At 74.1% G+C, this 26,119-nt stretch carries 23 protein-coding genes; 8 read left to right on the forward strand and 15 right to left on the reverse strand.

What is annotated here, in order from left to right; translation table 11 throughout:
• Positions 1–17: 17 nt before the first annotated feature.
• The 5 genes from ACFPGP_RS23025 to ACFPGP_RS23045 form a co-directional block, all read right to left on the reverse strand.
• A complete protein-coding gene (locus ACFPGP_RS23025; protein WP_378593846.1) occupies positions 18–644 on the reverse strand; it encodes a regulatory protein RecX in 627 nt (208 codons plus the stop codon).
• Positions 628–1,677, reverse strand: a complete 1,050-nt coding sequence (gene recA, locus ACFPGP_RS23030) for a recombinase RecA (protein ID WP_378593847.1) — start codon at positions 1,675–1,677, stop codon at positions 628–630. The genes ACFPGP_RS23025 and recA overlap by 17 nt, the downstream gene beginning before the upstream one ends.
• Before the next feature lie 157 nt (positions 1,678–1,834).
• Positions 1,835–2,572: a YdcF family protein gene (locus ACFPGP_RS23035; RefSeq protein ID WP_378593849.1), complete on the reverse strand. Its 738-nt coding sequence runs from the start codon at positions 2,570–2,572 to the stop codon at positions 1,835–1,837.
• Between the two features lie 4 nt (positions 2,573–2,576).
• Positions 2,577–2,771 (reverse strand): DUF3046 domain-containing protein, encoded by a 195-nt coding sequence (locus ACFPGP_RS23040; protein WP_378593851.1) that lies wholly within the window; start codon positions 2,769–2,771, stop codon positions 2,577–2,579.
• Positions 2,768–3,913 carry a class I SAM-dependent methyltransferase gene (locus tag ACFPGP_RS23045; RefSeq protein ID WP_378593853.1) on the reverse strand — a complete coding sequence of 382 codons (1,146 nt, stop codon included), beginning with the start codon at positions 3,911–3,913 and terminating at the stop codon, positions 2,768–2,770. Before ACFPGP_RS23045 ends, ACFPGP_RS23040 begins: the two co-directional genes overlap by 4 nt.
• 29 nt (positions 3,914–3,942) lie before the next feature.
• Here ACFPGP_RS23045 and ACFPGP_RS23050 point away from each other — a divergent pair, with 29 nt between their 5' ends.
• Positions 3,943–4,455 carry a GNAT family N-acetyltransferase gene (locus ACFPGP_RS23050; RefSeq protein WP_378593854.1) on the forward strand — a complete coding sequence of 171 codons (513 nt, stop codon included), beginning with the start codon at positions 3,943–3,945 and terminating at the stop codon, positions 4,453–4,455.
• Here ACFPGP_RS23050 and ACFPGP_RS23055 read toward each other — a convergent pair.
• From ACFPGP_RS23055 to ACFPGP_RS23065, 3 genes are read right to left on the reverse strand one after another with little or no spacing between them, the layout of a single operon-like run.
• Positions 4,448–5,257 (reverse strand): ABC transporter permease, encoded by an 810-nt coding sequence (locus ACFPGP_RS23055; protein ID WP_378593855.1) that lies wholly within the window; start codon positions 5,255–5,257, stop codon positions 4,448–4,450. The genes ACFPGP_RS23050 and ACFPGP_RS23055 overlap by 8 nt on opposite strands.
• Entirely contained in the window at positions 5,257–6,090 is an 834-nt protein-coding gene (locus ACFPGP_RS23060) for an ABC transporter permease (RefSeq protein ID WP_378593857.1), read from the reverse strand. The genes ACFPGP_RS23055 and ACFPGP_RS23060 overlap by 1 nt, the downstream gene beginning before the upstream one ends.
• Entirely contained in the window at positions 6,090–7,028 is a 939-nt protein-coding gene (locus tag ACFPGP_RS23065) for an ABC transporter ATP-binding protein (RefSeq protein WP_465263278.1), read from the reverse strand. The genes ACFPGP_RS23060 and ACFPGP_RS23065 overlap by 1 nt, the downstream gene beginning before the upstream one ends.
• Positions 7,029–7,203: 175 nt before the next feature.
• Between ACFPGP_RS23065 and ACFPGP_RS23070 the strand changes: the two genes are divergently transcribed.
• On the forward strand, positions 7,204–8,445 hold the full coding sequence (locus ACFPGP_RS23070) for a hypothetical protein (protein WP_378593859.1): 1,242 nt from the start codon (positions 7,204–7,206) through the stop codon (positions 8,443–8,445).
• 7 nt (positions 8,446–8,452) lie between these two features.
• On the opposite strand, the gene ACFPGP_RS23075 is transcribed toward ACFPGP_RS23070, so the two are convergent.
• The gene (locus ACFPGP_RS23075) at positions 8,453–8,890 is read right to left on the reverse strand and encodes a GNAT family N-acetyltransferase (RefSeq protein ID WP_378593860.1); all 438 of its coding nucleotides are present in this window, start codon (positions 8,888–8,890) and stop codon (positions 8,453–8,455) included.
• A gap of 78 nt (positions 8,891–8,968) precedes the next feature.
• Here ACFPGP_RS23075 and ACFPGP_RS23080 point away from each other — a divergent pair, with 78 nt between their 5' ends.
• Positions 8,969–13,510, forward strand: coding sequence for an ATP-dependent helicase (locus ACFPGP_RS23080; RefSeq protein WP_378593862.1), 4,542 nt, complete (start codon positions 8,969–8,971; stop codon positions 13,508–13,510).
• On the forward strand, positions 13,503–14,336 hold the full coding sequence (locus ACFPGP_RS23085; RefSeq protein ID WP_378593864.1) for a DNA-formamidopyrimidine glycosylase family protein: 834 nt from the start codon (positions 13,503–13,505) through the stop codon (positions 14,334–14,336). The genes ACFPGP_RS23080 and ACFPGP_RS23085 overlap by 8 nt, the downstream gene beginning before the upstream one ends.
• On the opposite strand, the gene ACFPGP_RS23090 is transcribed toward ACFPGP_RS23085, so the two are convergent.
• The 3 genes from ACFPGP_RS23090 to ACFPGP_RS23100 form a co-directional block, all read right to left on the reverse strand.
• Complete coding sequence (locus ACFPGP_RS23090) at positions 14,293–17,421, reverse strand: reprolysin-like metallopeptidase (RefSeq protein ID WP_378593866.1); 3,129 nt, start codon at positions 17,419–17,421, stop codon at positions 14,293–14,295. The two genes, ACFPGP_RS23085 and ACFPGP_RS23090, sit on opposite strands and share 44 nt — an antisense overlap.
• 135 nt (positions 17,422–17,556) lie before the next feature.
• A complete protein-coding gene (locus ACFPGP_RS23095; protein WP_378593867.1) occupies positions 17,557–17,844 on the reverse strand; it encodes a hypothetical protein in 288 nt (95 codons plus the stop codon).
• 63 nt (positions 17,845–17,907) lie between these two features.
• Complete coding sequence (locus ACFPGP_RS23100; RefSeq protein WP_378593869.1) at positions 17,908–18,129, reverse strand: hypothetical protein; 222 nt, start codon at positions 18,127–18,129, stop codon at positions 17,908–17,910.
• Between the two features lie 243 nt (positions 18,130–18,372).
• Between ACFPGP_RS23100 and ACFPGP_RS23105 the strand changes: the two genes are divergently transcribed.
• Positions 18,373–18,972 carry an RNA polymerase sigma factor gene (locus ACFPGP_RS23105; RefSeq protein WP_378593871.1) on the forward strand — a complete coding sequence of 200 codons (600 nt, stop codon included), beginning with the start codon at positions 18,373–18,375 and terminating at the stop codon, positions 18,970–18,972.
• Positions 18,972–19,409 carry a hypothetical protein gene (locus tag ACFPGP_RS23110; protein WP_378593873.1) on the forward strand — a complete coding sequence of 146 codons (438 nt, stop codon included), beginning with the start codon at positions 18,972–18,974 and terminating at the stop codon, positions 19,407–19,409. Before ACFPGP_RS23105 ends, ACFPGP_RS23110 begins: the two co-directional genes overlap by 1 nt.
• A gap of 1 nt (position 19,410) precedes the next feature.
• On the opposite strand, the gene ACFPGP_RS23115 is transcribed toward ACFPGP_RS23110, so the two are convergent.
• Complete coding sequence (locus tag ACFPGP_RS23115) at positions 19,411–20,685, reverse strand: S8 family peptidase (protein ID WP_378593874.1); 1,275 nt, start codon at positions 20,683–20,685, stop codon at positions 19,411–19,413.
• Between the two features lie 153 nt (positions 20,686–20,838).
• Between ACFPGP_RS23115 and ACFPGP_RS23120 the strand changes: the two genes are divergently transcribed.
• A complete protein-coding gene (locus tag ACFPGP_RS23120) occupies positions 20,839–23,427 on the forward strand; it encodes a CHAT domain-containing protein (RefSeq protein ID WP_378593875.1) in 2,589 nt (862 codons plus the stop codon).
• Positions 23,428–23,439: 12 nt separating this feature from the next.
• Here the strand turns inward: ACFPGP_RS23120 and ACFPGP_RS23125 are convergent, their stop codons facing one another.
• Together ACFPGP_RS23125 and ACFPGP_RS23130 are read right to left on the reverse strand one after the other, a co-directional pair.
• Positions 23,440–23,739, reverse strand: coding sequence for a helix-turn-helix domain-containing protein (locus ACFPGP_RS23125; protein ID WP_465263279.1), 300 nt, complete (start codon positions 23,737–23,739; stop codon positions 23,440–23,442).
• A gap of 26 nt (positions 23,740–23,765) precedes the next feature.
• Positions 23,766–24,281: a CinA family protein gene (locus ACFPGP_RS23130; protein WP_378593879.1), complete on the reverse strand. Its 516-nt coding sequence runs from the start codon at positions 24,279–24,281 to the stop codon at positions 23,766–23,768.
• Between the two features lie 52 nt (positions 24,282–24,333).
• Between ACFPGP_RS23130 and ACFPGP_RS23135 the strand changes: the two genes are divergently transcribed.
• The gene (locus ACFPGP_RS23135) at positions 24,334–26,103 is read left to right on the forward strand and encodes a glycoside hydrolase family 15 protein (RefSeq protein WP_378593880.1); all 1,770 of its coding nucleotides are present in this window, start codon (positions 24,334–24,336) and stop codon (positions 26,101–26,103) included.
• The last annotated feature ends 16 nt before the right edge of the window (positions 26,104–26,119 follow it).

The raw sequence follows: 26,119 nt of genomic DNA on the forward strand, positions 1-26,119 counted from the left end.
TCAGCCGGCCGCGCGGGTCAGGAATCGTCGAAGTCGCCGACGACGGGGTCGTCGTCGAGCGCGAGCTCGTCGCGGACGACGGCGTACGCCAACCCCCCGGCGTACCCCTTGCGGGCGAGCATCCCGACCAGGCGCCGGGTGGCGACCTGGGGGTCGAGGCCGCGCATCGAGCGCAGCTTGCGGCGGACCAGGGCGCGGGCCGCTGCCTCCTCGTCGTCGGGGTCGATCTCGTCGAGCGCCTCGCGGGCGGTCTCGTCGTCGACGCCCTTGCGCCGCAGCTCCTGGGCCAGGGCCCGGCGGGCCAGCCCGCGGCTGCCGGCGCCGCGCTGGCTGATCCAGGTGCGGGCGAAGGCGCCGTCGTCGACGAGGCCGACCTCCTCGAACCGGTCGAGCAACCGGGTCGCGACGTCGTCGGGCACGTGCTTCTGGGCCAGCTTGTCGGCGAGCTCGCGGCGGCTGCGGGCCCGGCCGGTCAGCTGGTCGAGCAGGATCGTGCGCGCGACCGACTCGGGGTCGGCGTCCGGACCCTGCGCCACCGGGTCGGGGGGCTGGTCGGGGGGCTGGGCCGAGCCCAGCCAGGCGGCGACGCCGTCACCGACGTCGCCCGCCCAGCCACCCGGACCGCGCTCAGAAGTCGTCGACACCGATCGGCTCGTCGGAGAGGTCGCTCACCGCGTCGACGGTCGGGCCCACGCCGAGCTTCTCGAGGATCTTCTTCTCCAGCTCGTTGGCGAGGTCGGGGTTGTCGCGCAGGAAGGTGCGCGCGTTCTCCTTGCCCTGGCCGAGCTGGTCGCCCTCGTAGGTGTACCAGGCGCCGGCCTTGCGAACGAGGCCCGCCTCGACGCCGACGTCGATCAGCCCACCCTCGCGGGAGATGCCCTTGCCGTACATGATGTCGAACTCGGCCTGCTTGAACGGCGGGGCCACCTTGTTCTTCACGACCTTGACGCGGGTGCGGTTGCCGACCATGTCGGTGCCGTCCTTGAGCGTCTCGATGCGGCGCACGTCGAGCCGGACCGAGGAGTAGAACTTCAGCGCCCGGCCACCGGTGGTGGTCTCGGGCGAGCCGAACATCACGCCGATCTTCTCGCGCAGCTGGTTGATGAAGATCGCGGTGGTGCCGGAGTTGTTGAGCGCACCGGTCATCTTGCGCAGCGCCTGGCTCATCAGCCGGGCCTGGAGGCCGACGTGGCTGTCGCCCATCTCGCCCTCGATCTCGGCGCGGGGCACCAGGGCCGCCACGGAGTCGATGACGATCAGGCTGAGCGCGCCCGAGCGGACCAGCATGTCGGCGATCTCGAGCGCCTGCTCACCGGAGTCGGGCTGGCTGACCAGCAGGGCGTCGGTGTCGACGCCGAGGGCCTTGGCGTAGTCGGGGTCGAGCGCGTGCTCGGCGTCGATGAAGGCGACGATGCCGCCGGAGGCCTGGGCGCTCGCCACGGCGTGCAGGGCGACCGTCGTCTTTCCGGAGGACTCCGGGCCGTAGATCTCGACCACCCGGCCGCGCGGCAGGCCGCCCAGGCCGAGGGCCACGTCGAGGGCGATCGACCCGGTGGGGATCACCTCCAGCGGTGCGCGCGTCTCGTCGCCGAGCCGCATGACCGATCCCTTGCCGAACTGCCGCTCGATGTTGGCGAGTGCGGCGTCGAGGGCCTTCTCGCGGTCTCCACCAGCCATGTGTGGTGTCCCTTCGGTGTCGTGGTGAGCCAGGTACGTCTGCGACGCTAGGGCGACCCGCCGACACCATGGGCCCGGAGCACCCGGACCTGTGGAGGAGCGTGTCCCGCGTCGTACCTGTGGACACAACGTAGCCGAACAGGTGTTCGATCACCCCTCACCGGCGCGGCGTGTCGCGACGCAACCGCGCGTAGGCCGCGAGGACGTCCGACGGCACGTCGACGTGGCCGAGGAAACCCGCGCCGCGGGGGCCGTAGCCGTCCGCGTCGTCGCGCAGCCGGCGCACCTCCCCCACCGCCAGCGAGGCGAACCTCTCACGGCTCCACGCCGGCGCCCCTCCCCCGCCCGGCCCGACGCCGTCGTGCTCGACGACCGGCACGAACGGCGCGTGGCTGGCCACCTCGACCGGCCGGGGCGCGTCGCGCTGGTGGTGGTCGAAGGAGGCGTGGGTGCGGCGCTGCATGGTGGGGTCCTGCACCAGGAGCGCGCGACGGACCTCGGGGCGCCGCGCCAGCACCTGCAGGCTGAACGCGGCGTTCTCGCCACAGTTCGTCGACCGCTCCTCGGTGGTCACCGCGGCCGCCGGGACGCCGAGGCGGCCGACGAGCAGCTCGGCGAGGACCGCCGCCTCCGGGCGGCCGGCCGTCGCCGCGTCGGCGTACGACGGGTGGGCGCGCAGCGCCTCGACGAGGTGGGGCGTGGAGTGGCCCACGCCCCCGGTGACGAGCACCGAGCCGGCGAGCCCGTCGTGGACCGCACGCGCCACCACGTCGAGGCAGTCCAGCACCGCGCTCCCGCACAGCACCAGCACGTCGTAGCGGCCCACCAGCGGGTCGCGGCGGGCGAGCCACCGGCCGATCGTCGCCAGGTCGGCGTCACCGGCCGGGGTGGTCACCGGCTCACCGCTGGTTCTCGGGCAGCTCGAGCACTGCATGCACCGCGCGCCAGACCTCCTTCGGCGGGTAGCCGGCCGCGAGCGCCTCCTGGACCGTGCGGCTGCCGAGGTCGGCGACCACGAACTGCTCGGCGAAGGTGCGCGCGTAGGCCCTGCCCAGCGCGGTGTCCATCCGGTCCCAGAACTCGGTGTGCCTCATCGTCCCCGGTCTTCGCGACGCAGCGCGGTCACGTCGAGCCAGTCGTCGCGCTCGCCCGAGGCGTGCTCGACCTCCGCGACCTCCCAGCCCGCCTCCTCGAGCACCGCCCGCAGGCCGTCCTCGCGCCAGAACGTGAAGTGCCGCGGCGCGCCGACGTGGCCGTGGGTCGAGAAGCGGGCGCCGTCGCCCTCCTTGACCGCGAGCCGCAGCACGCCGCCGGGGCGCACCGCACCCGCGAGCCGCACCAGCACGTCGGGGAGGTCCTCGCGGCGCACGTGCAGCAGCGAGGCCGAGGCCCACACCCCGTCGTACGGCGCGTCGCGGGTGGGGTCGGTGAGGTCGTCGGTGAGCGGGTCGACGACCGCGGCGTCGTCGTGGCCCGCGGCGCGCAGCATGGCGACGAACGCCGGAGTGATGTCGGTACGTCGCACCGACAGCCCGGCCTGCTCGAGCGCCTCCGCGTCGCGCCCGGCGGCGCTGCCGACCTCGAGCACCCGCGCCCCGGCGGGCAGCCGCGCCGCGAAGGACGCCACGGCGTCCCGGACTGACCCGGGCATCTCCGCGGTGCCGGCGGCGTACTCCTGCGCCCACGCGTCGTAGGAGGCCACGGTGACGCGCTTGGTGACGTGGGAGACGTCGTGGGCGTGGTGCACGACGTCGTGGAGGTGGTAGCGGGCCAGGGTGTCGACGGTGAACACGTCGCCGTTGCTGCGGGTGCCGCGGCGCTGCCACTGATCGCCCCCCACGCCCTCGTAGACCTGCGCGACCTCCTCGGCCGCGGCCACGACCTCGGCGGCGACGGTCGCGGGGTCCTGGCTGCCGTAGTCGTCGGTCTCGGCCGTCTCGTCCTGGTCCCAGTTCGCGAAGGTCGGCCCGTCGTCCTCGAGCATCTGCCGGACCCGCCCGGCGAAGACCCGGTTCACGTCGCGCACGTGGCAGGCGTACTCCAGCGGCGACCACACGTGCGGCGAGGGGCGCACGGCGGCGTCGTCGGTGCCGAGGACGACCTCCCAGAGCGTGGCGTTGTCGCGCAGCGCGTCCGGCACCCTGGCGAGGTCGAGCGCGGGTGCGTCGAAGCCGCACTCCGGGCACGCCCGCTCGAGGGTCCAGGTCCAGTCCTTGGTGTCGGGCTCGATCGGCATGCCGCCATCCAACCTGACACGATGAAGGCGTGCTGATCCGACCCGCCGCTGTGGACGACCCGGGCGCGATCGCGGCGGTCTACGACCACCAGGCGACCACCACCGTGGCGACCTTCGACCTCGAGCCGCAGGGGCCGGACCTGTGGGCGCCGCGCGTCGGCAGCACGGAGCCCGGCGACCACCTGCTGGTGGCCGACGACGCCGGCGCGGTGGTCGGCTTCGCCTACTCCTCGTCCTTCCGGCCCCGCCCGGCCTACCGGCGCACGAGGGAGACGTCGGTCTACCTCGCCGACGGCGCGCGGGGGCGCGGCCTGGGCCGGGCGCTGTACGACGACCTGCTGGGCCGGCTGCTGGCCGACGGGGTGCACACCGTCATCGCCGTGGTGGCACAGCCCAACCCGGCGAGCGAGGCGCTGCACCGCGCGTGCGGCTACCGGGAGGTCGGGGTGCTGCGCGAGGTGGGGTGGAAGCTCGACCGGTGGGTCGACGTGGGGTGGTGGCAGAAGGAGCTGGCGTCGGACCGCAGCGTGTGGCTCACGTGAGCAGCAGCGTCGCCAGCCGCCGGCGCACGACCACGAGGCCGAGCAGGCCCAGCGCGACGAGGTAGACGACCGAGACCAGCGAGCCCCAGCCGACCGCGCCCGTGGTCAGCTCGCGGCACAGCACCACGCCGCGGTAGAGCGGCGTGCACTCGACCACCCAGCGCAGCCCGGGGCCGTACGCCGTGACCGGGAAGAACGTCGCCGAGAACAGGAAGAGCGGCAGCTGGACGAGGGTGATCTTGTCGAAGTCCTGCCAGCTCTTCATGTACGTCGTCAGCGCCATGCACACCGCGCTGGACGCGAAGCCGACCAGCAGCGCCGCCGGCAGCGCCAGCAGCGCCCACCACGAGCTGATCAGCCCCATGAAGAGCATCACGACCAGGAAGGCCGCGGAGTAGGCGCCGCCGCGGAGCTGACCCCAGGTGATCTCGCCACGCGCGATGTCGCCGGGCGTGAGCGGGGTGGCCAGCATCTGGTCGTAGGTCTTCTCGTACTTCAGCTTGAAGAAGACGTTGTAGGTGCTGTCGATCAGCGCGCCGTTGAAGGCCGACGCGGCGAGCATCGCCGGCGCCACGAACTCGGCGTAGGGGATGGTCTCGCCGTTGACCTCGAAGCTCGGGATCAGCTGGCCCACGCCGATGCCGATCGAGAAGAGGTAGAACACCGGCTCGAGGAAGCCGGTGATGAACAGCGCCCACGCCGAGCGGTAGACGATGTAGTTGCGCAGCACCAGCAGCCGCAGGGCCCCGAACGGCGTGAGCGGCGGGACGCGGGAGTAGGTCGGCTGCAGGACGTCGGCCATCAGCTCACCAGCCGCTTCTGCAGGCCCCTGACCGCCCAGGCCCAGCCGACGACCACGATCACGGCGAGGTAGACGGTGTTGAGGGCGGCGACGGTCCAGTCGACGTTGTCGACGCAGAACATGCGGGCGAGGTTGACGCCGTTCCACAGCGGCGTGACCTTGGCGACCAGCTCACCCACCGGGCCGAGGTTGGAGACCGGGAAGAACGCACCGGAGAAGAGGAACAGCGGGAAGACGACCAGCCGGAACAGCACCCCGAAGCCCTGCTCGGAGTAGAGCCGGGTGGTGAAGCCGTAGACCAGCACCGCGAACGCCATGCCGGTCAGCACCACGGCGGGGAAGGCCAGCAGCGGCCCCCACCAGGTGGCGTACACCCCGAACGGCGCCAGGATCGCGAGGAACACTGCGCAGGTGGCGACGAGCCGGAACCCGACGAAGACCAGGTGCGCGGCGACGACGTCGCGCACCGCCAGCGGGGTCGCGAGCATCGAGTCGTAGACCCGCTGCCACTTGATCATCCCCATCACCGGGTAGGTCGTCTCGCCCACGGCGGTCTGCATGGCGTGCGCCGCGACCAGGCCGGGGACGATGAACGCGAGGTAGGAAGTGGCGCCCTCGAGCTGGTCGGGGTCGGCCTCCACGAACCCGCCGAGCAGCACGCCCATGGCGAGGACGTAGAAGATCGGCGAGACGAACGAGGAGATGATCGAGCCGCGCCAGGTGCGCTTGTAGACCGTCCACCAGTAGTCGACCTGGCGTCGGATGCCCTCGCCGACGGGCAGGCCCCGCAGCTGGACCTCGAGCCGGTCGGGGGTCGAGCCGAGGGTGGCCATCAGTCGACCAGCGTCCGGCCGGTGAGGCGCAGGAAGACGTCTTCCAGCGTGGAGCGTCGCACCAGCACGACGCTCGGCTCGAGACCGCGCTCGTGGACCTTGGCCACGACCTCCTCGCCGTCGTCGCTGTAGACGAGCAGCCGGTCGGGCAGCACCTCGACCCGTTCGCCGAGGTCGGCGACCTTCTCGCCGAGCGCCTCGTGGCTGTCGCCCTCGGCGGCGACGCCGAACCGGAGCTCGGCGACCTCGCGGGTGGAGTGCTCGCGGATCAGCGCCAGCGGGGAGCCCTCGGCGACGATCAGGCCCTTGTCCATGACGACGAGGCGGTCGCAGAGCTGCTCGGCCTCGTCCATGTAGTGGGTGGTGATCACCAGCGTCACACCGGACTGCTTCAGCCGGAACAGCTTGTCCCACAGCACGTGGCGCGCCTGCGGGTCGAGGCCGGTGGTCGGCTCGTCGAGCAGCAGGAGGTCGGGGCGGTTGACCAGGGAGCGGGCGATGGTCAGCCGGCGCTTCATGCCGCCGGAGAGGTCCTCGACCTTGGCCTTGGCCTTCTCGGTCAGGGAGACGAACTCGAGCAGCTCGTTGACCCGGCTGTTCACCTCGGCCTTGGGGATCCCGAAGTAGCGGCCGTAGATGTAGAGGTTGTCGCGGACGTTGAGCTCGTTGTCGAGCTGGTCCTCCTGCGGGCAGACGCCCAGCCGCCCGCGGATGGCGGGGCCGTGGGTCTCGGGATCCATCCCGAGGATCCGCAGCTCGCCGCCGGAGACCGGTGACACCGCGGCGATCATCCGCATCGTCGAGGACTTGCCCGCGCCGTTGGGGCCGAGGAAGCCGAACGCCTCGCCGCGGCGCACCTCGACGTCGATGCCCTTGACCGCCTCGAAGTCGCCGAAGGACTTGCGCAGCCCCCGTGCCGAGATCATCGCGTCACTCACGTGACGTGACCCTAGGCCAGGCCACCGACAGGACACGACCTCATCACGGTTCCCGCGAGTTGCGCCGGAAGTGTCACGCGCGTCGCCGACTGCTGGTTGACTGTGCGCGCTCGCACGGGGGACGTGGTGCCGCGAGCGTCGGTCCCCCTCGCCCTGACGACCGGAGGACCCGACGTTGCGACGTCTCCAGCCCAGCACCCTGATCCCCACCACCCTGCTCGCCCTCGCCACCGCGTCCGCGGTGCTCGCCCCACTCACCGCTGCCGAGGCCGCGCCGGAGCACGCGTCGGTGTCCACCGGCCCGACCGGGGTCGTCGTGAACACCTCGTGGACGATGCGCGGGGAAGACGGTGACTACATCCTCGGCGGGCAGACCCGCCGCTACGCCGCGGACGACGGCATCACCGCGACCGGCACGGAGGCCGGCGTGCACCTCAACGTGCCCGGTGCCCCGTGGGACCTCTTCCTGACGCCCGCCGACGGCGACGTCCTCGAGGCGGGCCGCACCTACACCGACGACGCCAGCCTGGCGGACGTGACGGTGCCGAGCCTCGACCTGTACGGCGAGGGCCGCGGCTGCAGCGCGTCCACCGGCAGGTTCACGATCAACGAGATCGCCGTCACCGGCAGCAACCTCACCGCCTTCTCGGCGACCTTCGAGCACCACTGCGAGGGCGCCAGGGCCGCGGCATACGGCTCGGTGGCCTGGCAGGCGACGGCCCCGGCCGCACCCGTGCAGCCCCTGGTGTCGATCCGCACCGACAAGAAGCACACCGGCTACGGCAAGAGGCTCGTGGTCACGGCGCGCGTGTCCAACGACTCGCCCGTGCGCACGCTGTCCGTGTTCGGCACGCCCTACGGCCAGAAGAGGGTGCTGATCACCCGCGACCAGGTCGACAGCGACGGCGTGCTGCGCTTCAGCACGCGCCTGGCCCGTCGTACGGCGCTGTCGGTGGTCTTCGACGGCGGCGACCAGTTCCAGGACAAGCGCGACAGCACCACGGTGACCGTCTCGGCCGGCCTGGCCTCGAAGATGTTCGGGAAGTTCCACCGCAGCGGCAAGTACGCCGTCTACGGGCCGAAGCACCCGGCCGTCATGGCCAGCGCGGTGGCGCCCAACCACCGCGGCGACTGCCTGCGGTTCCGCCTGCAGTTCAAGGTGAACGGCGTGTGGGGCTACGACTCCGTCGTGCGGTGCGCGAGGCTGAGCAAGAAGAGCGTCGCGGGCGTCAAGCTGCCCTACGACCGGCGCCTGGTCGGCATCCCGTTCCGTCTCCGTGCGGAGTGGCTCGGCGACAAGTCGAACACCGCCGCGAACGGCCCGTGGAAGCTTGCCCGCTTCTCCGGCTCGGCGCGGGTCGCGGCCCGGCCGCTCGCCGACTTCGGCGCCTGGCGCCCCGAGCTCGTCGCGCGGTAACGCCGGCTCACAGCTCCTTGCGGAAGTGCACGTCGTCCGCACCGGGCGTGGGCACGCCCTCCCAGCGGAAGATCTCCCGGTAGCCGTGCCGCTCGTAGAAGCCCGGCGCCTGGAACGTGAACGACGTGACGAACACGTGCGTGCACCCGCGCTCGCGCGCTTCCCCCTCGAAGCGCGCGAGCAGGGTGGCGCCGAGGCCGTGCCCCCGCTCTGACGCCCGGACCCAGGTCATCGCGATGCCGGCCGCCACGCCCCAGGTCCAGCCGCTCAGGCCGGCCGCGAGCTCGTCGTCCCCGTCGAGGACCCGGACCGTGAGCTCGCGGGCGGCGGGCACCCCCGGCGTGGCGGCCGCGTTGACCACGTCGAGCTCCTCGGACAGGCGCTGGTCGAGGTCGGGGAGGCCGTCGGCGACGACGGTGCGGAAGGCGGGCTGGGCGTCAGTCACGCCGGCGGATGCTGCCACAGGCGGCGGACGGACCCTCGACCGGCGGCCCTGTCGGTGGCGTCCGGCAGGATGGACGGCATGTCCGACGGCTCGGCGCTGACGCGCTTCAGCGAGGCCACCCGCACCTGGTTCGGGGCGGCCTTCGCGGAGCCGACCCCTGCCCAGGTCGGGGCGTGGGAGGCGATCAGTGGCGGGAGGCACGCGCTGGTCGTGGCGCCGACCGGGTCGGGCAAGACGCTGTCGGCGTTCCTGTGGTCGATCGACCGGCTGCTGACCAGCCCGCCCCCCGCTGACAAGCGCCACCGCTGCCGCGTCCTCTACATCTCCCCGCTGAAGGCGCTCGGCGTCGACGTCGAGCGCAACCTGCGCTCCCCCCTGACCGGCATCCGGCACACCGCGGAGCGGCTCGGCACGCGGGTCCCCGACGTGAGGGTCGGCGTGCGGTCGGGCGACACCCCCGCGGCCGACCGGCGCAAGCTGACCCAGAGCCCGCCCGACATCCTGATCACGACGCCCGAGTCGCTCTTCCTCATGCTCACCAGCCAGGCGCGCGAGAGCCTGCGCGGGGTCGAGACGGTGATCGTCGACGAGGTGCACGCGGTCGCGGGCGGCAAGCGCGGGGCACACCTCGCGGTCAGCCTCGAGCGGCTCGACGCCCTGCTCGAGCGCCCGGTGCAGCGGATCGGGCTGTCGGCGACCGTGCGGCCGCTCGAGGAGGTAGCCCGGTTCCTCGGCGGCACGGCGCCGGTGGAGATCGTCGCGCCGCCGTCGGAGAAGCGGTGGGACCTCCGGGTCGTGGTGCCGGTCGAGGACATGACGGCTCCCGACCCCTTCGACGAGGACGCCGAGGACACCTCGCGGTCGGCCAGCATCTGGCCCCACGTCGAGGAACGTGTGGCCGACCTCGTCGAGGCCCACCGCTCCACCATCGTCTTCGCCAACTCGCGGCGCCTGGCGGAGCGGCTCACGGCCAGGCTCAACGAGATCGCGGCCGAGCGCGCCGGTGTGGGGCTCGACGACGACGGCACACCACCGGCCGAGGTGATGGCCCAGTCGGGCCGCAGCCACGGCGCGGCCCCGGTGATCGCGCGCGCCCACCACGGGTCGGTCTCCAAGGAGCAGCGCGCGCTGATCGAGGACGACCTCAAGCGCGGCCGCCTGCCCTGCGTGGTGGCGACCAGCAGCCTCGAGCTCGGCATCGACATGGGCGCGGTCGACCTCGTCGTGCAGATCGAGTCGCCCCCGAGCGTCGCCAGCGCCCTGCAGCGGGTCGGCCGCGCCGGCCACCAGGTCGGCGAGGTCTCGCGCGGGGTGCTCTTCCCCAAGCACCGGGGCGACCTGGCGCAGACCGCCGTCGCGGTCGCGCGCATGCAGGAGGGTGCGATCGAGTCGATGCGGGTGCCCACCAACCCGCTCGACGTCCTCGCCCAGCAGGTCGTCGCGGCCACCGCGCTCGACGGGTGGTCGGTCGACGACCTCTACGACCTGGTCCGCCGCAGCGCGCCGTTCTCCTCCCTCCCCCGCAGCGCGTACGACGCCACCCTCGACCTGCTCAGCGGCCGCTACCCCTCCGACGAGTTCGCCGAGCTGCGCCCCCGCGTGGTCTGGGACCGCGTCACCGGCACCCTGACCGGCCGGCCCGGCGCGCAGCGCCTGGCCGTCACCAGCGGCGGCACCATCCCCGACCGCGGCCTCTTCGGCGTCTTCCTGGTGGGGGGCGAGGGGCCCGGCCGGCGGGTCGGTGAGCTCGACGAGGAGATGGTCTACGAGTCACGGGTCGGCGACGTCTTCGCGCTCGGCGCCACCAGCTGGCGGATCGAGGACATCACCCACGACCGGGTGCTGGTGACGCCGGCGCCCGGCGTGCCCGGGCGCCTCCCCTTCTGGAAGGGCGACGCGCTCGGCCGACCGGCCGAGCTCGGGGAGGCGGTCGGCACCCTGACCCGCGAGCTCGGCGCGCTCTCCGAGGCCAGGGCCGTCGCCCGCGCCCGCGAGCACGGGCTCGACGAGTGGGCGGCCGGCAACCTCGTCGGCTACGTCCGCGAGCAGCTCGAGGCGACCAACGTCCTGCCCAGCGACCAGACGCTGGTGGTGGAGCGGTTCCGCGACGAGCTGGGCGACTGGCGCCTGGTCGTCCACTCGCCGTACGGCACGCCGGTGCACGCGCCCTGGGCACTGGCGATCAACGCCCGCCTGCGCGAGCGCTTCGGCATCGACGGCCAGGCGGTCGCCTCCGACGACGGCATCGTGGTCCGCATCCCCGAGACCGACGCCGAGCCGCCGACCGGCGAGGTGGTGGTCTTCGACGCCGAGGAGATCGAGCAGGTCGTCACCGACGAGGTCGGCGGCTCGGCGCTCTTCGCCGCCCGCTTCCGCGAGTGCGCCGCCCGCGCCCTGCTGCTCCCCCGCCGCGACCCGGGCCGACGCTCGCCGCTGTGGCAGCAGCGCCAGCGCTCGGCCCAGCTGCTCGAGGTGGCGGCCAAGTACCCCTCGTTCCCGATCGTGCTCGAGGCGGTCCGCGAGTGCCTGCAGGACGTCTACGACCTGCCCAGCCTGGTCGCGCTCATGAAGCGGGTCGACACCCGCGAGGTGAGCGTCGTCGACGTCGCCACGACCTCGCCGTCGCCGTTCGCACGCAGCCTGCTCTTCGGCTACGTGGCCCAGTTCGTCTACGAGGGCGACTCCCCCATCGCCGAGCGGCGGGCCGCGGCGCTCTCGCTCGACCAGGGGCTGCTCGCCGAGCTCCTCGGACGCGCCGAGCTGCGCGAGCTGCTCGACCCCGAGGTGCTGGCCGAGGTCGAGGCAGAGCTCCAGCGCACCGCCACCGACCGCCGGGTCCGCGACGCCGAGGGCGTGGCCGACCTGCTCCGGCTGCTCGGGCCGCTCTCGACCGCCGAGGTGGCCGCGCGCAGCACCGACGCCGACGCGGCCGGCGAGTGGCTGACAGCCCTGGCCGACCAGCGGCGCGTGGTCGAGGTCCGCATCGGCGGCGAGGGGCGCTGGGCCGCGATCGAGGACGTCGGCCGCCTGCGCGACGGGCTCGGCACGCCCGTCCCGCCCGGCACGCCCGACGTGTTCACCGAGCCGGTCGACGATCCCCTCGGCGACCTCGTGGGCCGCTACGCGCGCACGCACGGCCCCTTCACGACCGACCAGGTGGCGGTCCGGCTCGGCCTCGGGGCAGCGGTCGTCCGGCACACCCTGCAGCGGCTGGCCGCCCACGGGCGGGTGCTCGACGGCGAGTTCCGGCCGGCGGGCTCGGGCCAGGAGTGGTGCGACGCCGAGGTCCTGCGCCGGCTGCGCCGCCGCTCGCTCGCGCGGCTGCGCCAGGAGGTCGAGCCGGTCGAGCCCGAGGTGCTCGGTCGCTTCCTCGGTGCCTGGCAGCACGTCCACACCGGCGGCGAGCGCCGCAGCCTGCGCGGCGTCGACGGCGTGCTGACGGTCGTCGAGCAGCTCGCGGGCTGCGCGGTACCGGCCTCGGCGCTCGAGTCGCTCGTGCTGCCCGCCCGCGTGCGCGACTACGAGCCGTCGTACCTCGACGAGCTGTCCAGCGCGGGCGAGGTGATCTGGGCGGGCCACGGCTCGCTGCCCGGCTCCGACGGCTGGGTGTCGTTGCACCTGGCCGACCAGGCCTCGCTGACCCTGCCGACCCCGGAGGAGACCGACCTCGGCGAGCTCCACGGGGCGCTGCTCGACGCGCTGGCACCGGGGGGCGCGTGGTTCTTCCGCCAGCTCTCCTCCACCCTCACCGGGATCCCGGGCGCCACCGACGACCGGCTGGTCTCGGCCGCGCTGTGGGACCTCGTCTGGGCCGGCCGGGTCGGCAACGACACCATGGCGCCGCTGCGGGCGCTCACCCGGTCGGGCACCCCGGCGCACCGCAGCCGCCGACCTCCGCCGCGCACCCGCGGCGGCGGCTCCCGGTCGCGCCTCCCCGCGCGCACCGGCCCGCCGGAGACAGCCGGCCGCTGGGCGCTGCTGCCGGAGGTCGACACCGACCCCACCCGCCGCGCCAAGGCCGCGGCCGAGGGCCTGCTCGAACGTCACGGCGTGGTCGTCCGCGGTTCCGTGGTGAGCGAGCGGGTGCCGGGCGGGTTCGCGGGCGTCTACAAGGTGCTGGCGGCGTTCGAGGAGTCCGGGCGCTGCCGCCGCGGCTACTTCGTGGGCGGGCTCGGCGCCGCGCAGTTCGGCACGGCGGGTGCCATCGACCGGCTGCGCACCTTCACCGACCTCGAGCCCGACGCCAAGCCGGTCGCGGTGGCGCTGGCCGCCACCGACCCGGCCAACCCCTACGGCGCCGGCCTGCCCTGGCCGGCGTCCGACGGCGGCCACCGCCCGGGCCGCAAGGCCGGCGCGCTCGTGGTGCTCGTCGACGGCCGCCTCGTGCTGTACGTCGAGCGGGGTGGCCGCACACTGCTGACCTGGTCCGACGACCCGGACCTGCTCGGGCCCGCGGCCGAGTCGCTGGCGACGGCTGCGGGGCGCGGCCAGCTGGGGCGGGTCACCGTCGAGCGGGCCGACGGCGAGCAGGTGCTCGGCGGCGGCTCGACGCCGCTGCGGGTGGCGCTCGAGGCGGCCGGGTTCGTGTCCACGCCCCAGGGGCTGCGGATCCGTGCCTGAGGGCGACACCGTCTGGCGGACCGCGCGCCTGCTCGACCGCGCGCTCGCGGGTCGCACGCTCACCCGCACCGACTTCCGCGTGCCGCAGCTGGCCACCACCGACCTGAGCGGCGGCGCCGTGCCCGGCACCGAGTCGCGCGGCAAGCACCTGCTCACGCGCATCGACCACCCGGAGCAGGGTGCGCTCACCCTGCACACGCACCTGAAGATGGAGGGGGCCTGGCAGGTCTACCGCCCCGGCGAGAAGTGGCGGCGGCCGACCCACACCGCCCGGGTGGTGCTCGCCACCGCCGCCGGCGAGGCGGTCGGCTTCTCGCTCGGCGTCGTGGAGCTGCTGCCGCGCGAGCGCGAGCCCGACGTCGTCGGCCACCTCGGCCCCGACCTCCTCGGCGCCGACTGGGACGAGGCCGCCGCGTTGCGCAACCTGCTGGCCGACCCGTCCCGTCCGCTGCACGAGGCGCTGCTCGACCAGCGCAACCTGGCCGGCCTCGGCAACATGTACGCCGCGGAGCTGGCCTTCACCGCCGGCCTCCACCCGTTCACGCCCGTCGGCGAGGTGCCCGACCTCGCCGGGCTGGTCCGCCGGGGGCGGCAGATGCTGGTGGCCAACCGTGAGCGCGCCCAGCAGTCGACGACCGGCGAGCTGCGGCGCGACCGCCGTACGTGGGTCTACCGCCGCGAGCGCGCCGGCTGCCTGCGCTGCGGCACACCGGTGCGGATCGACCAGCTGGCGCCGACCGGCTACGAGCGCACCGTCTACTGGTGCCCCTCGTGCCAGCCGGTCATTTCAGGCCGAGACCCTCGATCCGCACCGGGTCGCGACTGAGCGTCCGGATCGTCCACGTGCCCGACTTCGGCACCGCGAAGGTCCGCACCGTGACCAGCTGCCGGCGCCGCTGGCTCGGGGCCGCGAGGTCGACGGTGGCGATCCGCGCGCCGTCGAGCAGCACCGCGACCTTCCCCGAGACGGGCGCGCGGGTCACCACGAGCGCCACCCGGGTCACCGCGGCGGCGGTCGTGCGCAAGGTGCGCCCACGCTTCTCGGCGACCACGAAGGCGCCGCGGTAGGCGCGCGTGCTGGGCACCCGCTTCCACCCGGCCGAGCGCCTCAGGTCGTCGACGTGCAGCGGCGCGACGAAGCGGCGGACGGCCGGCGTCGGGTCGAGGTTGTCGGAGGCGTCACGCGCCGCGACCGTGAACACGTGGGGCCCCGTGCCGAAGCCCTGCAGCCGAGCCTTGCCCGCCGCGCACGGCACCGGGGCGTCGTCGAGCGTGCACACCGCCCCGTCGCCCGCCTCGGTCGAGGTGAAGCCGACGTCGAAGCGGCGGCTCAGCACGAACGAGCCCTCCTTCGGAGCGCTGGTGATCGTGGTGTCCGGCGGCGTCGTGTCGGGCGTGTGGGTGATGGTGAAGTCGGCGTCGCTGACGTCGAAGAAGTAGTTGTCGACCGCCTGGACCCGCAGCCGGGCCGTGCTGCTCTCGAGGTCGGGCATCAGGACGTCGGCCGCGCCGTCGTTGGGCGTCTCGTCGTCGAGCACCGTCGGCCAGGTCTGACCGCCGTCGGTCGACAGCAGGATCTGCACCTGCCGGGCCAGTCCCGCGGCGTCGGTGCCGTTGACGTCCCAGGTGACCGTGCGCACGGCGCCCGCCCCGGCGGTGCCGCCGGGTGCGCCGTACGACGTCACCAGCAGCGGGCCGGCGGTGTCGTCGACGCTCAGCGTGACGTCGTCGTACGCCGTGCCGCCGCCGGCCGCGAACCGGTCGCGTGCGGTGACGCGGAAGTTCAGCTCGCCGCCGGACAGCCCGCCGTACGCGGCGGTGGGCAGGTACTCGGAGTAGCAGTCCACGACGGTCTGCGGCACCGGGTCGCCGGCGGGCGGCGGCGCGGGGCAGGCGCCGGTCGCGGCATTGGTGGTGCCCGCCAGCACCTGGGCCAGGTCGGGGAAGGTGCGGGTGGGGTCGCTGCCGGCCAGGTTGAGGCCGGGCGACGGCGACTGGAGGGTCCCCTCGTCGGTGACCTGGGCCGCCTCGCCGAAGACCCGGAAGAGCGGGCCGGTGGCGCGGTCGTTGGTCAGCAGCGAGAAGCCGCCGGCGAACGGACGCCCTTCGTCGTTCTGCTCCCACAGGTAGGTGAGCCCGCCGCCGTCGACGTCGCTGCCCGCGGCGGTGAGCGCGAACGGCGTGCGCACCGGGATGGTGCGGTCGGGGGGAGCCGTCACCGAGGGCGCGTGGTTGCCGGTGGCGTCGGTGACGCCCCGGTTGGTGCCCGGGCCGCCGTCGACGAGCACGCCGACGAAGCCGGTGACGTCGCCCTGCCCGACCACGCCGAGCCGGTCGAGGTCGGCTCCCCCGGCCATCGGGAAGTCGAGGGTGAAGCCTGCCTGACCCGGGGTGGGCGCGCCGTCGTAGCCGCTGACCACCGGCGTCTCGCCGGTGAGCTGCAGCACCGCCGTGCCGATCCCGGCGGCGTTGTAGGAGCCGAGCGGGCCGCGGGTGAGGGTGACGGGCTCCGCGCCGGGGTAGGTCAGCTGGAAGGACTCACCGGCGGTGTCGAACCCCTGCAGGTTGACCACCTGCTGCTCGTCGTAGGTCGCGGGGTCGGCCTCGACGGTCGCGGTCATCTCGTCGATGCTGCGCTGGCTGAAGGAGGGGTCGCTGTGCGGCTGCAGGTCGTCGGGTCCGCAGATGCCCGCGTAGGCCATCACCGACGATCCGGAGCCCGGCTCGACCGAGGTGCCGGCGTTGCGGTTGCCACCCGAGCAGTTGCCGTTGGCGCCGTCGAAGGTGTGGTTGCCGCCGAACTGGTGCCCGATCTCGTGGGCGACGTAGTCGACGGCGAAGAAGTCGCCCTCGGGGGTCGGCAGGCCGGTGCAGCCCGACGCCTTGCTGCTGGTGCCGACGACACCCAGCCCGGCCAGCCCGCCGCCGTCGATGCCGAGCGCGACGTGCCCGACGTCGTAGGCGTCCGCGCCGACGACCTGGCCCAGGACGAACGACGTGCGGCTGAGCAGGCTGCCGCTGCAGCCGGCCGCCAGGTCGGAGGCGGAGTAGCAGGCGTCGGCGCCGCACGGCCCGCCCGGCAGCGTCGCCTTGGCCGCGGTGTCGAGGTTGAGGTCCTCGGTGCCGTCGACGAGCACCAGGCGGATCGCGAGGTCGTCGTTGTAGACCTGGTCGACGCGGTTGACCAGGGTGACCTTCTCGGCGAGCACGTTGGCGCTGCCGAAGTAGTCCGCGTAGCTGGGGTCGGTGACCAGGGCCAGGCGGTAGGTGCGCCGCTGGACCTCCGCGCCCGGAGCCGTGCGCGGGGCCGGCGCCGGGGTGCTCGCGCCGACGATCTCCTCGGGCTCGCGCAGGGGCCGCTCGGGCACGGGCAGCGCGGACACGTCGTACACGAGGTGGGTGGTGGTGCCGCGACGGTTGGCCGCCGGGTCGACGTACCAGGCGCCGCCGGCACCGAGCACGGAGGCGTGGAAGCCCATGGGCGTGAGGTCGAGCCGCACGGTCGCGGTCGGGTCGGTGACCCCGGTGCCGGCCCAGGTGCGCAGCTCGGGGTGGCGCGCCGCCAGCCCGGGCTCCATCACCGAGGCCTGCTGCACGCGGAACTCGGCCGGCTCGCCGCCCGGGTCGGGCAGCGTCAGCGTGAGCGGCGCGGCCCCGGCGCGTACGGCGCGCGAGGTCGGGGCGCCCGCGAGCCGGGCCGCGAGCGCAGGGAGGTCGACGCGGTAGGCCCGGAAGTCGTCGGGGTGCACGCGCGCTGCGGGGCCCTGTGCGAGGGCAGCGACGGGGGTGAAGACCGGTCGGTCGGCAGCCGGCGCTGCCGAGCCGGGGCCGGCCCCGGGACCACCGAGGCCGCCGAGGACGAGCGCGGTGAGCAGCAGCGCCGGCGCGGCGCGGAGGTGGCGGCGTGGCATGGGAGACATCCTCCGGCAGCGGGGCCCCGGCCGCAGGAAGTCCGCGGCGTGGGACCGGCTGGACCGGCCCGTCACACGGACGACGGCGCCCGGACCTGGTGGTCCGGGCGCCGCCGGCGGTGGTGGAGGTCCCGCTCAGTCCGGGATTCGCGAGTCCGGCGGGGTGAACGGCCGGCCCTGCTGCCCGCCCGTGGCCTGCTGATGCTCGATCTGTGCCGGCGAGCCGTGGAACTGCGTGTTCCGCTTCTCGTCACGGTCGATGGCGTCGGCCGAGGTGTGGAACGGCGCCTGACCGATCGCCGCGGGAGCCGCAGCGGTGTCCCGTCCGGTGTCGGTGCCGCAGGCGGCGGTGCCGAAGGCGATCGCGATGGCGGCGGTGGCGGCGGCCGCGGCGAAGGAGCGGCTGCTGGTGCTGATGGTCATGACTGTCTCCTGGTGGGTGATGGACTGCTGGGTGGTGGTGGTTGATGGGTGGTGGGTTGGTGGTCAGGGCAGCAGGTCGGGCACCCGCTTGCCGGCCGGGGCCGGCGAGGGCTGGGCTTGCTCCGGCCCGGAGAGCTGACCCAGGTCGTGGCGGCCGTGCTGCATCCCCGGTACCTGGGCGGGCGTGGTCGCCACGCCGGTCTCGGTGCCGCAGGCGCTGGTGGCGACGAGCAGCCCCAGCAGGGCTGCGCCGGCGAGGCCGCGGGTGGTGGTGCGGTGGTTCATGACGGTGTCCTTCCGGTGGTGGTGCCGGGTGTCGGCGTTGGAAGGGACAGACGCGGTCCGGTGGCGGCTGATACCGGAAGGCCAAATTCCGTTGTCGCCCGGGCGTGGGAGTGCCACGGTGGATCAGACACCGGCTGACATTTCTCGGGCTCGGCGTATCAGGGGCGCACCTCGCCCCTCAGTACGTCCGAGGAGGCACCGATGAGGACCACGACCGACGCCCGGCCCACGAGGAGGCCCGCGATGCAGCAGCCGACTGTGGCCGGCCTGGTCGCCGCCGCCCGTGAGGGTGACGCGGAGGCCTGGAACGCGTTGGTCGAGGAGTTCCTGCCCCTGGTCTACGGCGTCGTACGCCGGTTCTCGCTCTCGGCGGCCGACGCCGCCGACGTCAACCAGACGGTCTGGCTGCGGCTGGTCGAGCACCTCGAGGACCTGCGCGACCCCCGGGCACTCCCGGGCTGGCTGGCCACCACGGCGCACCGCGAGGCCCTGCGCCTGGCGAAGGCGGCGCGGCGGACCACCACCGTGGACCCGCAGGGACCGGCCCTGGACAGCGAGCCCGACGGGACCGACGTGGCGGAGCTGCTGCTCCGCGACGAGGTGCGCCGGGTGGTCCGGGCCGGACTGGCCGAGCTGCCCGCGCAGCGCCGCCAGCTGCTGGAGATGCTGATGGCCGATCCGCCGGTTCCCTACGACGAGATCAGCCGGACGCTCGACATCCCCGTCGGCAGCATCGGGCCCACCCGGGCCCGTGCCCTCAAGCAGCTGCGCGAGACCCGCGCACTGCGTTCTTACGCAGACCAGTCGAGCTCGGCGACGGGCGTGGGAGAAAGGCGATCGTGATGAGCAGCTTCGGTGGGGACGACCTCGAGAACATCCTGGGCAAGGCTCTTGCCGACGAGCGCGAGGTACCGCCCGAGTGGCGCGACGCCGCTCGCGCGGCGTACACCTGGCGGACCGTGGACGCCGAGCTCCTCGCGCTGACCTACGACTCGCTCGTGGAGGCCGGTGCCGCGGTCCGCGGCGCCGAGGCCCGGACCCTCGAGTTCGGCACGGGCGAGGTGACCCTCGAGGTCGAGCTCGTCGACGACCGCTTCGAGGGCCGGCTCCATGCCTCCCCCGGCGCCGAGATCGTGGTCGAGCACGCGGACGGCGGGCGCACCCCCGTGCAGCCCGACGCCTCCGGCTTCTTCGTGGTCGAGGTGCCCGGCGACGACCCGGTCCGGTTCGCGCTGCGGTCGGGTGAGTTCCAGCTCGTGACCGAGTGGGTCACCCGCTGAATCAGGTGTAGGGCGGGCGCAGCGCATCCACCGTGCCCGTGCCTCCGCTCCCCGGTACCGAGACGAGGCGTCCGCGCACGTTCGCCCAGGCAGTGCTGACGCCGACGCTCCCGTCCATCTCCGCAGCGATCAGCCCCACCACGGTGGGCGAGGCGAAGGACGTACCGCTCCAGCGGGCGGCGCCGTTCTTGAAGACCCGCTGTTCTCCTGTGTGCGGCACCTCGTGGCAGGTGTAGGTGCCGTCCGGGTAGGCGTTGACGAGATCGGCGCCGACCGCGAACAGGTCGGCTGAGCTTCCGAAGTTGGAGAAGTCGGAGACCGTCTCGTCCCGGTTGAGCGAGCCGACCCCGATCGCCCAGTCGAACGATGCGGGCCAGAACGGGTCGGCCACGCCGTCGTTGCCGGCTGCGGCGACCAGCAGGCACTCGTGATTGCGCTCCTTGAAGAAGACCTCGTGAAAGACCTCGAAGCTGAGCAGGGGCCGGTCCTTGCGGCTGGTGCACCCGGCCGAGAGGTTGATCAGGTTCGGCTCGTGCTCGAAGGCCTGGAGAAGGCCGAGCACCATGTCGACCTCGCGAAGAGCGGTGCCGTTGAAGAAGCGCTCGACCCAGATCTCGGCCCCGTGGGCGATGCTGCGCACGGTGCCGGCGATGAACGTGCCGTGACCGGCGTACGGCCGTAACGGCTGGCCGGCGATGTTGCCCTCGTCGGTCCCGGTCACGCCGTCGAGCCACGGCGTGCGGCCGGCGGGGTCGCCCGCGGGAGGGTGCCAGCCGCTGTCCACGACCACGACGCGAGCTCCCGCGCCGACCGAGGGGTCGCCGGCCGGCTCCGGCCAGGTGTCCCGCGGGTCCGCCGGCTCGGGCTCGGTCGCCGGGCACAGCCGGCCGGTGCCTCCCGCGGCCAGGTGGACCCAGTGCTCGGGCGCGGCCACCTGCGGCCGCCCCTCGGCGTTGAGCTCGGCTCGGTCGAGCGCATCCATGGCGAGCTGGACCCGCCGCGGGTCCCCGTCACGACGTTCGGGTAGCCGCAACCGCGACAGGGGCAGGGGCCCCACGACGGAGTCGATCACCTGGGGCTCGCCCCAGTCGTCCAGCAGCTCGCCGGTCTCGTCCAGCGTCCGGCGTACGTTGTCCTCCTCCCCCGCGCGCACCAGCAGCCAGGCCGGGTCGTACAGGTAGGTGAAGTTCTCGGGCTGGTCGCTGTCCCACGCGACCGCGTCGGGGCCCTGTTCCTCGACCATCAGCTCGAGCTGCTGAAGCCGTCGGTGCAGCATGTCCATCTGCTGCAGGCGTCGGCGGATTGCTCCGTCCTTCGGATTCCCGGATGCTTCCATGACGTTCCCCTCCCCCGAGACGTCGTGACAGACGTTCCCAGTGACGTTAGACCTGCGGGAGGATGACCGGGAACCCCTTTTCCCGGAGCGCGCATGTCGATCGACCACTCACCGACGAGCGTCGCCGAGCTCCTCGAGCTTGCCCTCGACGACCCGTCGACGGCGCTGGAGCGCGGCCGCGCACTGCTCGCGGACGCTCCCGAGCCGTGGTGGGAGTCGGTCGCCCGCCACGCCCGGGGGCTGGCCCTGCGCGAGCTCGGTGAGGGGGAGGCTGCGGTCTCGGAGCTGAGAAGAGCGGTCCAGACCGCCGAACGGTCGGGCGATCCCGACCGGGCCGCAGACGTCCGGGCGACACTGGGTGCCACCCTGGTCACGCGCGGCCGCACCCGCGCCGGGCTCGACCTTCTCGCCCGGGCCGCAGACAGCGCCACCGACCCGCGGCTGCGGGCTACCGTGCTGATGAGGCGCGGTGTCTCGCTGTCGTGGCTGCTCGGCCGTCACCACGAGGCGCTCGCCGACCTCCGCCAGGCCCTCGACGGGTTCCTCGCGGCGGATGACCCGACGTGGGAGGCTCGGACCCGGAACTGGCTGGGCCTGCTGCACCTGGCCGTCGGGGACGTCGCCGCCGCCGACGAGCAGGAACGGCGGGCACGCGAGCTGCTCCTCGAGCTCGGGCACGAGGTCGAAGCCACCCAGGCTCTGCACAACCTCGGGCTGGTGGCGTACGCCCGGGGCGACTTGCCGACTGCCCTGGCAACCTACGACCAGGTGGCCGCCGAGCTCGAGGGCTCGGGAGTCGATGCCGCTCCCCTCGTGATCGACCGGGCGCAGGCGTTGCTCGCCGCCGGCCTGCCCGACGAGGCGGTCCGCGTCGTCACCGAGCAGTTGGCGCGGCCCGGCGGCCTGCCGGTGCAACGGGCCGAGCTCGACCTGTGGCTGGCGATGGCCCGCATGGCACTGGGTGAGACCGTGCCGGCCCGGGTACACGCTGAGACTGCGTTGACGGCGTTCCGGAGGGCCGAGCGCGACTGGTTCGCAGCACAGGCCGAGCTGGTGGCCCTGCGAGCCCGTGCCGCGGGCGCGGGACGGCTCGACCGGCGGGTGGTGCCGCGCGCCGTGCGTGTGGCGGAGGCACTGGAGGGCCAACGCTCGGAGCAGGCCGTGACGGCCTGGCTGCTGGCCGGGCGGCTCGCGGCCCGGTTCGACCCGTCACAAGCGCCCCCGCTGCTCGAACGCGCGGCCCGCCACCGCAGCGGACCCACCGCCCTCACCCGGGCATCGGGGTGGCTGGCCCGCGGGCAGCAGCAGGCCCTGGCCGGCAACCGGCGCGGCGTCCACGACGCCTGCCGTAGGGGACTCGACGCGCTCGACGCGCACCGGGCGACTCTCGGCAGCACCGAGCTGCGGGCCCTGGCGACCGCGCACGGCACTGCGCTCGCCGACCTGGCGCTGAGCCATGCCGTCGATGCACCGCCACGCACCCTCCTCTGGTGGAGCGAGCGGTGGCGGGCCACGGCGCTCGCCCAGCCCCCGGTCCGCCCGGCGGCCGACGATCCGGTGGCGGCACCGCTGGCGGCGCTGCGCGACAACGCCCGCCGCCTGCTCGCGGCACGTGCGGACGGCGAGGACACCACCCGGTTGCGCGCCGAGCGGTCCCGGCTCGAGTCGGAGGTCCGGGCCGGGCTCCGCCGGCGTGCGGGTGACGGCACCACCGCCGACCTGCGGCTCGACGTGTCGGCCCTGGTCGAGGCGGTCGGTGACGACGCCTTCGTCGAGCTGGTGGAGGTCGACGGCTCGCTGCACGCCGTCCTGGTGCGCGGGGGTCGCACCACCGCCCGCCGGGTCGGCCTGGCGGGAGACGCGCAGCAGGCGATCGACTTCTCGCGCTGGGCGCTGCGCCGCGCCGCCCGGGGCCGGCCCGACGCCGTCCCCGAGGCGGCGGAGCGGCTCCAAGGGGCCCTGCTCGGCGACCTCGCTCTGCGGATCCGCGGCGCACGGCGCGTGGTGGTGTCGCCGCCGAGCCGGCTGCACGGGGCCCCGTGGTCGCTGGTTCCGGCGCTCACCGACGTGGCACACAGCGTGGTGCCCTCGGCCTCACTGTGGCTGCGCGCCCGCGAGCGGGCGCCCGCCGCAGGGCCCACCGTGTTCGTCTGCGGGCCGGGGCTGACGACGGGTGGCGCCGAGGTCGACGTGGTGGCGCCGCGGCACCCCGACGCCCTGGTGCTCCGTCACGGCGACGCCACGGTCGAGCGCAGCCTGGCCGCCCTCGACGGCGCCGGGCTCGCCCACGTCGCCGCGCACGGCCACTTCCGCGCCGACAGCCCGCTCTTCTCCTCGCTCGACCTCGACGACGGCCCGCTGACGGTCCACGACTTCGAGCGGATGGCCAGGCCGCCGCACCGGGTGGTGCTGTCGGCCTGCGAGTCCGGGGTGATGGCCGCGGTGGGTGCGGGCGAGCTGCTCGGCCTGGTGTCGGCCCTGCTCGGGGTGGGCACCGCCGGCGTCGTGGCCAGCGTGGTGGTCGTCAACGACGAGGCGACGGCGGAGGTAATGGTCGACCTCCACGCCCGGCTGGCCGACGGGGACGACCTGGCCGACGCGATGCTCTCCGCGCGACGGGCGGCCGCGGGCGACGCGCTGCGGGAGGCGACGGCCGGGAGCTTCGCCGCGCTGGGCGTCTGAGCCGGAGCGGCGTCAGGCGGCCGAGGCGACGACGGTGTCCGCGCGGGGCACGGTCTCGAGGGCGGCCGCGCCCTCCTCGACGGCGACGGCGTCGGAGACCTCGCGCAGCACGTCGGACAACGGCACCTCGAGGGCACCGCAGAGCGAGGCGAGGAGCTCGGAGGAGGCTTCCTTCTGACCGCGCTCGATCTCGGAGATGTAGCCCAGGCTCACCCGGGCCTCCTTGGACACCTCGCGCAGGGTCATGCCGCGCCGCATCCGCTGGTCGCGGAGCACGTCGCCGAGGAGTCGACGAAACAGCACCATGCGCACGTCCTTCCGTGTCTGCGAGCCCAACGCTACCCGAGGCCCCCTTGTTCCTCGTGCAGCTCCTCGCCCAGCGTGGACGTGACCACCGACATCAGCGCCGCCAGCGCCTCGTCGCACGCCCGCTCCTGCACGGCCTCCCGGTCGCCGACCAGCTCCAGCCCGACCGCCGTGGTGCCCCGGGGCCCCGCCACCCCGACGTACACCGTGCCGGCGGGGACACCCTCGGACGGACCCGGCCCCGCCACCCCCGTCGTGCTCACGGCGTACGACGCCCCGGTCAGCCGGCGGACCCCGTCGGCCATGGCGCGGGCGCAGGCGGCCGACACCACGCCGTCGCGCTCCACGACGGCGGTCGGCACGCCGAGCACCTCGACCTTGACCTCGGTCGCGTAGGAGACGACCCCGCCGAGGAAGCAGTCGGAGGCGCCCGGCACCGCGGTCACGCGGGCAGCCAGCCTTCCCCCGGTCAGGGACTCGGCCGTGGCCAGGGTCGCGCCCCGCTGCCGCAGGTCGTCGAGCAGCCGGGCGGCGTCGGAGCGGGCCATGCCCGCAGGCTAGCGCCGCCCCGGCCAGACAGGTGCCCTCTAGGGTCACCCCATGGCCCTGCCCATCGAGGACTACGCCCTCATCGGCGACCGGCACACCGCCGCCCTGGTCGGCCGCGACGGGTCGATCGACTGGCTGTGCCTGCCCCGCTTCGACTCCCCCGCCTGCTTCGCCGCGCTGCTCGGCACCGAGGACAACGGACGGTGGCTGCTCGCGCCCGTCGGTGACGTCGAGGTCTCGCGCTGCTACGTCGACGACAGCACGGTCCTGGAGACGACGTTCACCACACCCACCGGCGTCGTGAAGCTGGTCGACCTGATGCCGACCGGCGACAAGCGCGCCGACGTCGTCCGCAGGCTGGTGGGCGTCGAGGGCACCGTGCGGATCCGGCACGAGTGGGTCGTGCGCATGGACTACGGCAACGTCCGCCCCTGGGTGCGCCGCCGCACGCTCGGCGGCGAGAAGGTCATCTCCGCCATCGCGGGCCCCGACCAGCTGGTCCTGCGGGGGCCTCGGCTCCCCCGGAAGTCCGACCACCGGCACGCCGACGAGTTCGACGTCCACGCGGGCGAGGAGCTCACGTTCGTCACGGTCTGGTTCCCGTCGTGGATCGACGAGCCCGACCTCCTCGACCCTGCGCCCCGCATCGAGTCCTCGCTGCAGGAGGAGCGTGACTGGCTGGCCGGGATCAGCCTGCCCGTGCCGCATGCCGACGTGGTCCGGCGCTCGTTGCTCACCCTGCGCCTGCTGACCCACGAGGAGACCGGCGGCATCGTGGCCGCGCCGACCACGTCGCTGCCCGAGGAGTTCGGCGGCGAGCGCAACTGGGACTACCGCTACTGCTGGCTGCGCGACGCGGCGCTCACCCTCGAGTCGCTGCTCGCCGCGGGGTTCACCTCCGAGGCCGAGGTCTGGAAGCACTGGCTGCTGCGGGCCGTGGCCGGCGACCCCGACGACCTCCAGATCATGTACGCCGTCGACGGTGCGCGGCGGCTGCCCGAGGACACGCTCGACCACCTCCCCGGGTACGCCGGCTCGCGCCCCGTGCGGATCGGCAACGCCGCCGTCTCCCAGCGCCAGGGCGACGTCCTCGGCGAGGTGATGATCGCGCTGGAGCAGGCGCGGATCGCCGGCGTCACGCACGACGACAACTCGTGGGCACTACAGTGCACGCTGCTCGAGCGACTGGCGCGGACCTGGCAGGAGCCCGACCACGGGCTCTGGGAGATCCGCGGTCCGCGCCGCCGGTTCACGCACTCGCGCGCGATGATGTGGGCGGCGTTCGACCGGGCCGTCTGCGGGGTCGAGAAGCACGGCCTCGAGGGACCCGTCGACGAGTGGATCAGGCTCCGCGAGGAGGTGCGGGCCGCGGTCCTCGAGCACGGGTACGACGAGCGGCGGGGGTCATTCGTGCAGCACGACGAGACCGACGAGGTCGACGCCTCGCTGCTGGTGCTGCCGCTGATCGGCTTCATCGAGGGCGACGACCCCCGGATGGTCGGCACCATCGCCGCGATCGAGGAGGACCTCCTGCGCGACGGGCTGCTGCTGCGCTACCGCACGCAGACCGGCGTCGACGGCCTCGCCGGTGACGAGCACCCGTTCCTGGCCTGCTCGTTCTGGCTGGTCTCGGCGTACGCCGCGGCCGGCCGCCGCGACGACGCCCACCGGCTCTTCGACCGGCTGGTCGGCCTGGTCAACGACGTCGGCCTGCTCGCCGAGGAGTACGACCCGGTCCACGACCGGATGGTCGGCAACTTCCCGCAGGCCTTCAGCCACCTCGCGCTGGTGCAGGCGGCCTTCCGGCTCGGCGAGGGCTGAGCCCGGCCGCAGCTCG

Source organism: Nocardioides taihuensis (assembly GCF_042657275.1).
Classification (GTDB): Bacteria; Actinomycetota; Actinomycetes; order Propionibacteriales; family Nocardioidaceae; genus Nocardioides; species Nocardioides taihuensis.

What these genes read in the sequence shown, in the direction of transcription:
- ACFPGP_RS23040 (WP_378593851.1), bottom strand. Translation starts at nt 2,771, where the DNA reads ATGAGGCACACCGAGTTCTGGGACCGGATGGACACCGCGCTGGGCAGG.
- ACFPGP_RS23100 (WP_378593869.1), bottom strand. Translation starts at nt 18,129, where the DNA reads ATGAACCACCGCACCACCACCCGCGGCCTCGCCGGCGCAGCCCTGCTG.
- ACFPGP_RS23110 (WP_378593873.1), top strand. Translation starts at nt 18,972, where the DNA reads ATGAGCAGCTTCGGTGGGGACGACCTCGAGAACATCCTGGGCAAGGCT.
- ACFPGP_RS23120 (WP_378593875.1), top strand. Translation starts at nt 20,839, where the DNA reads ATGTCGATCGACCACTCACCGACGAGCGTCGCCGAGCTCCTCGAGCTT.
- ACFPGP_RS23045 (WP_378593853.1), bottom strand. Translation starts at nt 3,913, where the DNA reads ATGCCGATCGAGCCCGACACCAAGGACTGGACCTGGACCCTCGAGCGG.
- ACFPGP_RS23130 (WP_378593879.1), bottom strand. Translation starts at nt 24,281, where the DNA reads ATGGCCCGCTCCGACGCCGCCCGGCTGCTCGACGACCTGCGGCAGCGG.
- ACFPGP_RS23105 (WP_378593871.1), top strand. Translation starts at nt 18,373, where the DNA reads ATGCAGCAGCCGACTGTGGCCGGCCTGGTCGCCGCCGCCCGTGAGGGT.
- ACFPGP_RS23115 (WP_378593874.1), bottom strand. Translation starts at nt 20,685, where the DNA reads ATGCTGCACCGACGGCTTCAGCAGCTCGAGCTGATGGTCGAGGAACAG.
- ACFPGP_RS23135 (WP_378593880.1), top strand. Translation starts at nt 24,334, where the DNA reads ATGGCCCTGCCCATCGAGGACTACGCCCTCATCGGCGACCGGCACACC.
- recA (WP_378593847.1), bottom strand. Translation starts at nt 1,677, where the DNA reads ATGGCTGGTGGAGACCGCGAGAAGGCCCTCGACGCCGCACTCGCCAAC.
- ACFPGP_RS23090 (WP_378593866.1), bottom strand. Translation starts at nt 17,421, where the DNA reads ATGCCACGCCGCCACCTCCGCGCCGCGCCGGCGCTGCTGCTCACCGCG.
- ACFPGP_RS23080 (WP_378593862.1), top strand. Translation starts at nt 8,969, where the DNA reads ATGTCCGACGGCTCGGCGCTGACGCGCTTCAGCGAGGCCACCCGCACC.
- ACFPGP_RS23095 (WP_378593867.1), bottom strand. Translation starts at nt 17,844, where the DNA reads ATGACCATCAGCACCAGCAGCCGCTCCTTCGCCGCGGCCGCCGCCACC.
- ACFPGP_RS23060 (WP_378593857.1), bottom strand. Translation starts at nt 6,090, where the DNA reads ATGGCCACCCTCGGCTCGACCCCCGACCGGCTCGAGGTCCAGCTGCGG.
- ACFPGP_RS23055 (WP_378593855.1), bottom strand. Translation starts at nt 5,257, where the DNA reads ATGGCCGACGTCCTGCAGCCGACCTACTCCCGCGTCCCGCCGCTCACG.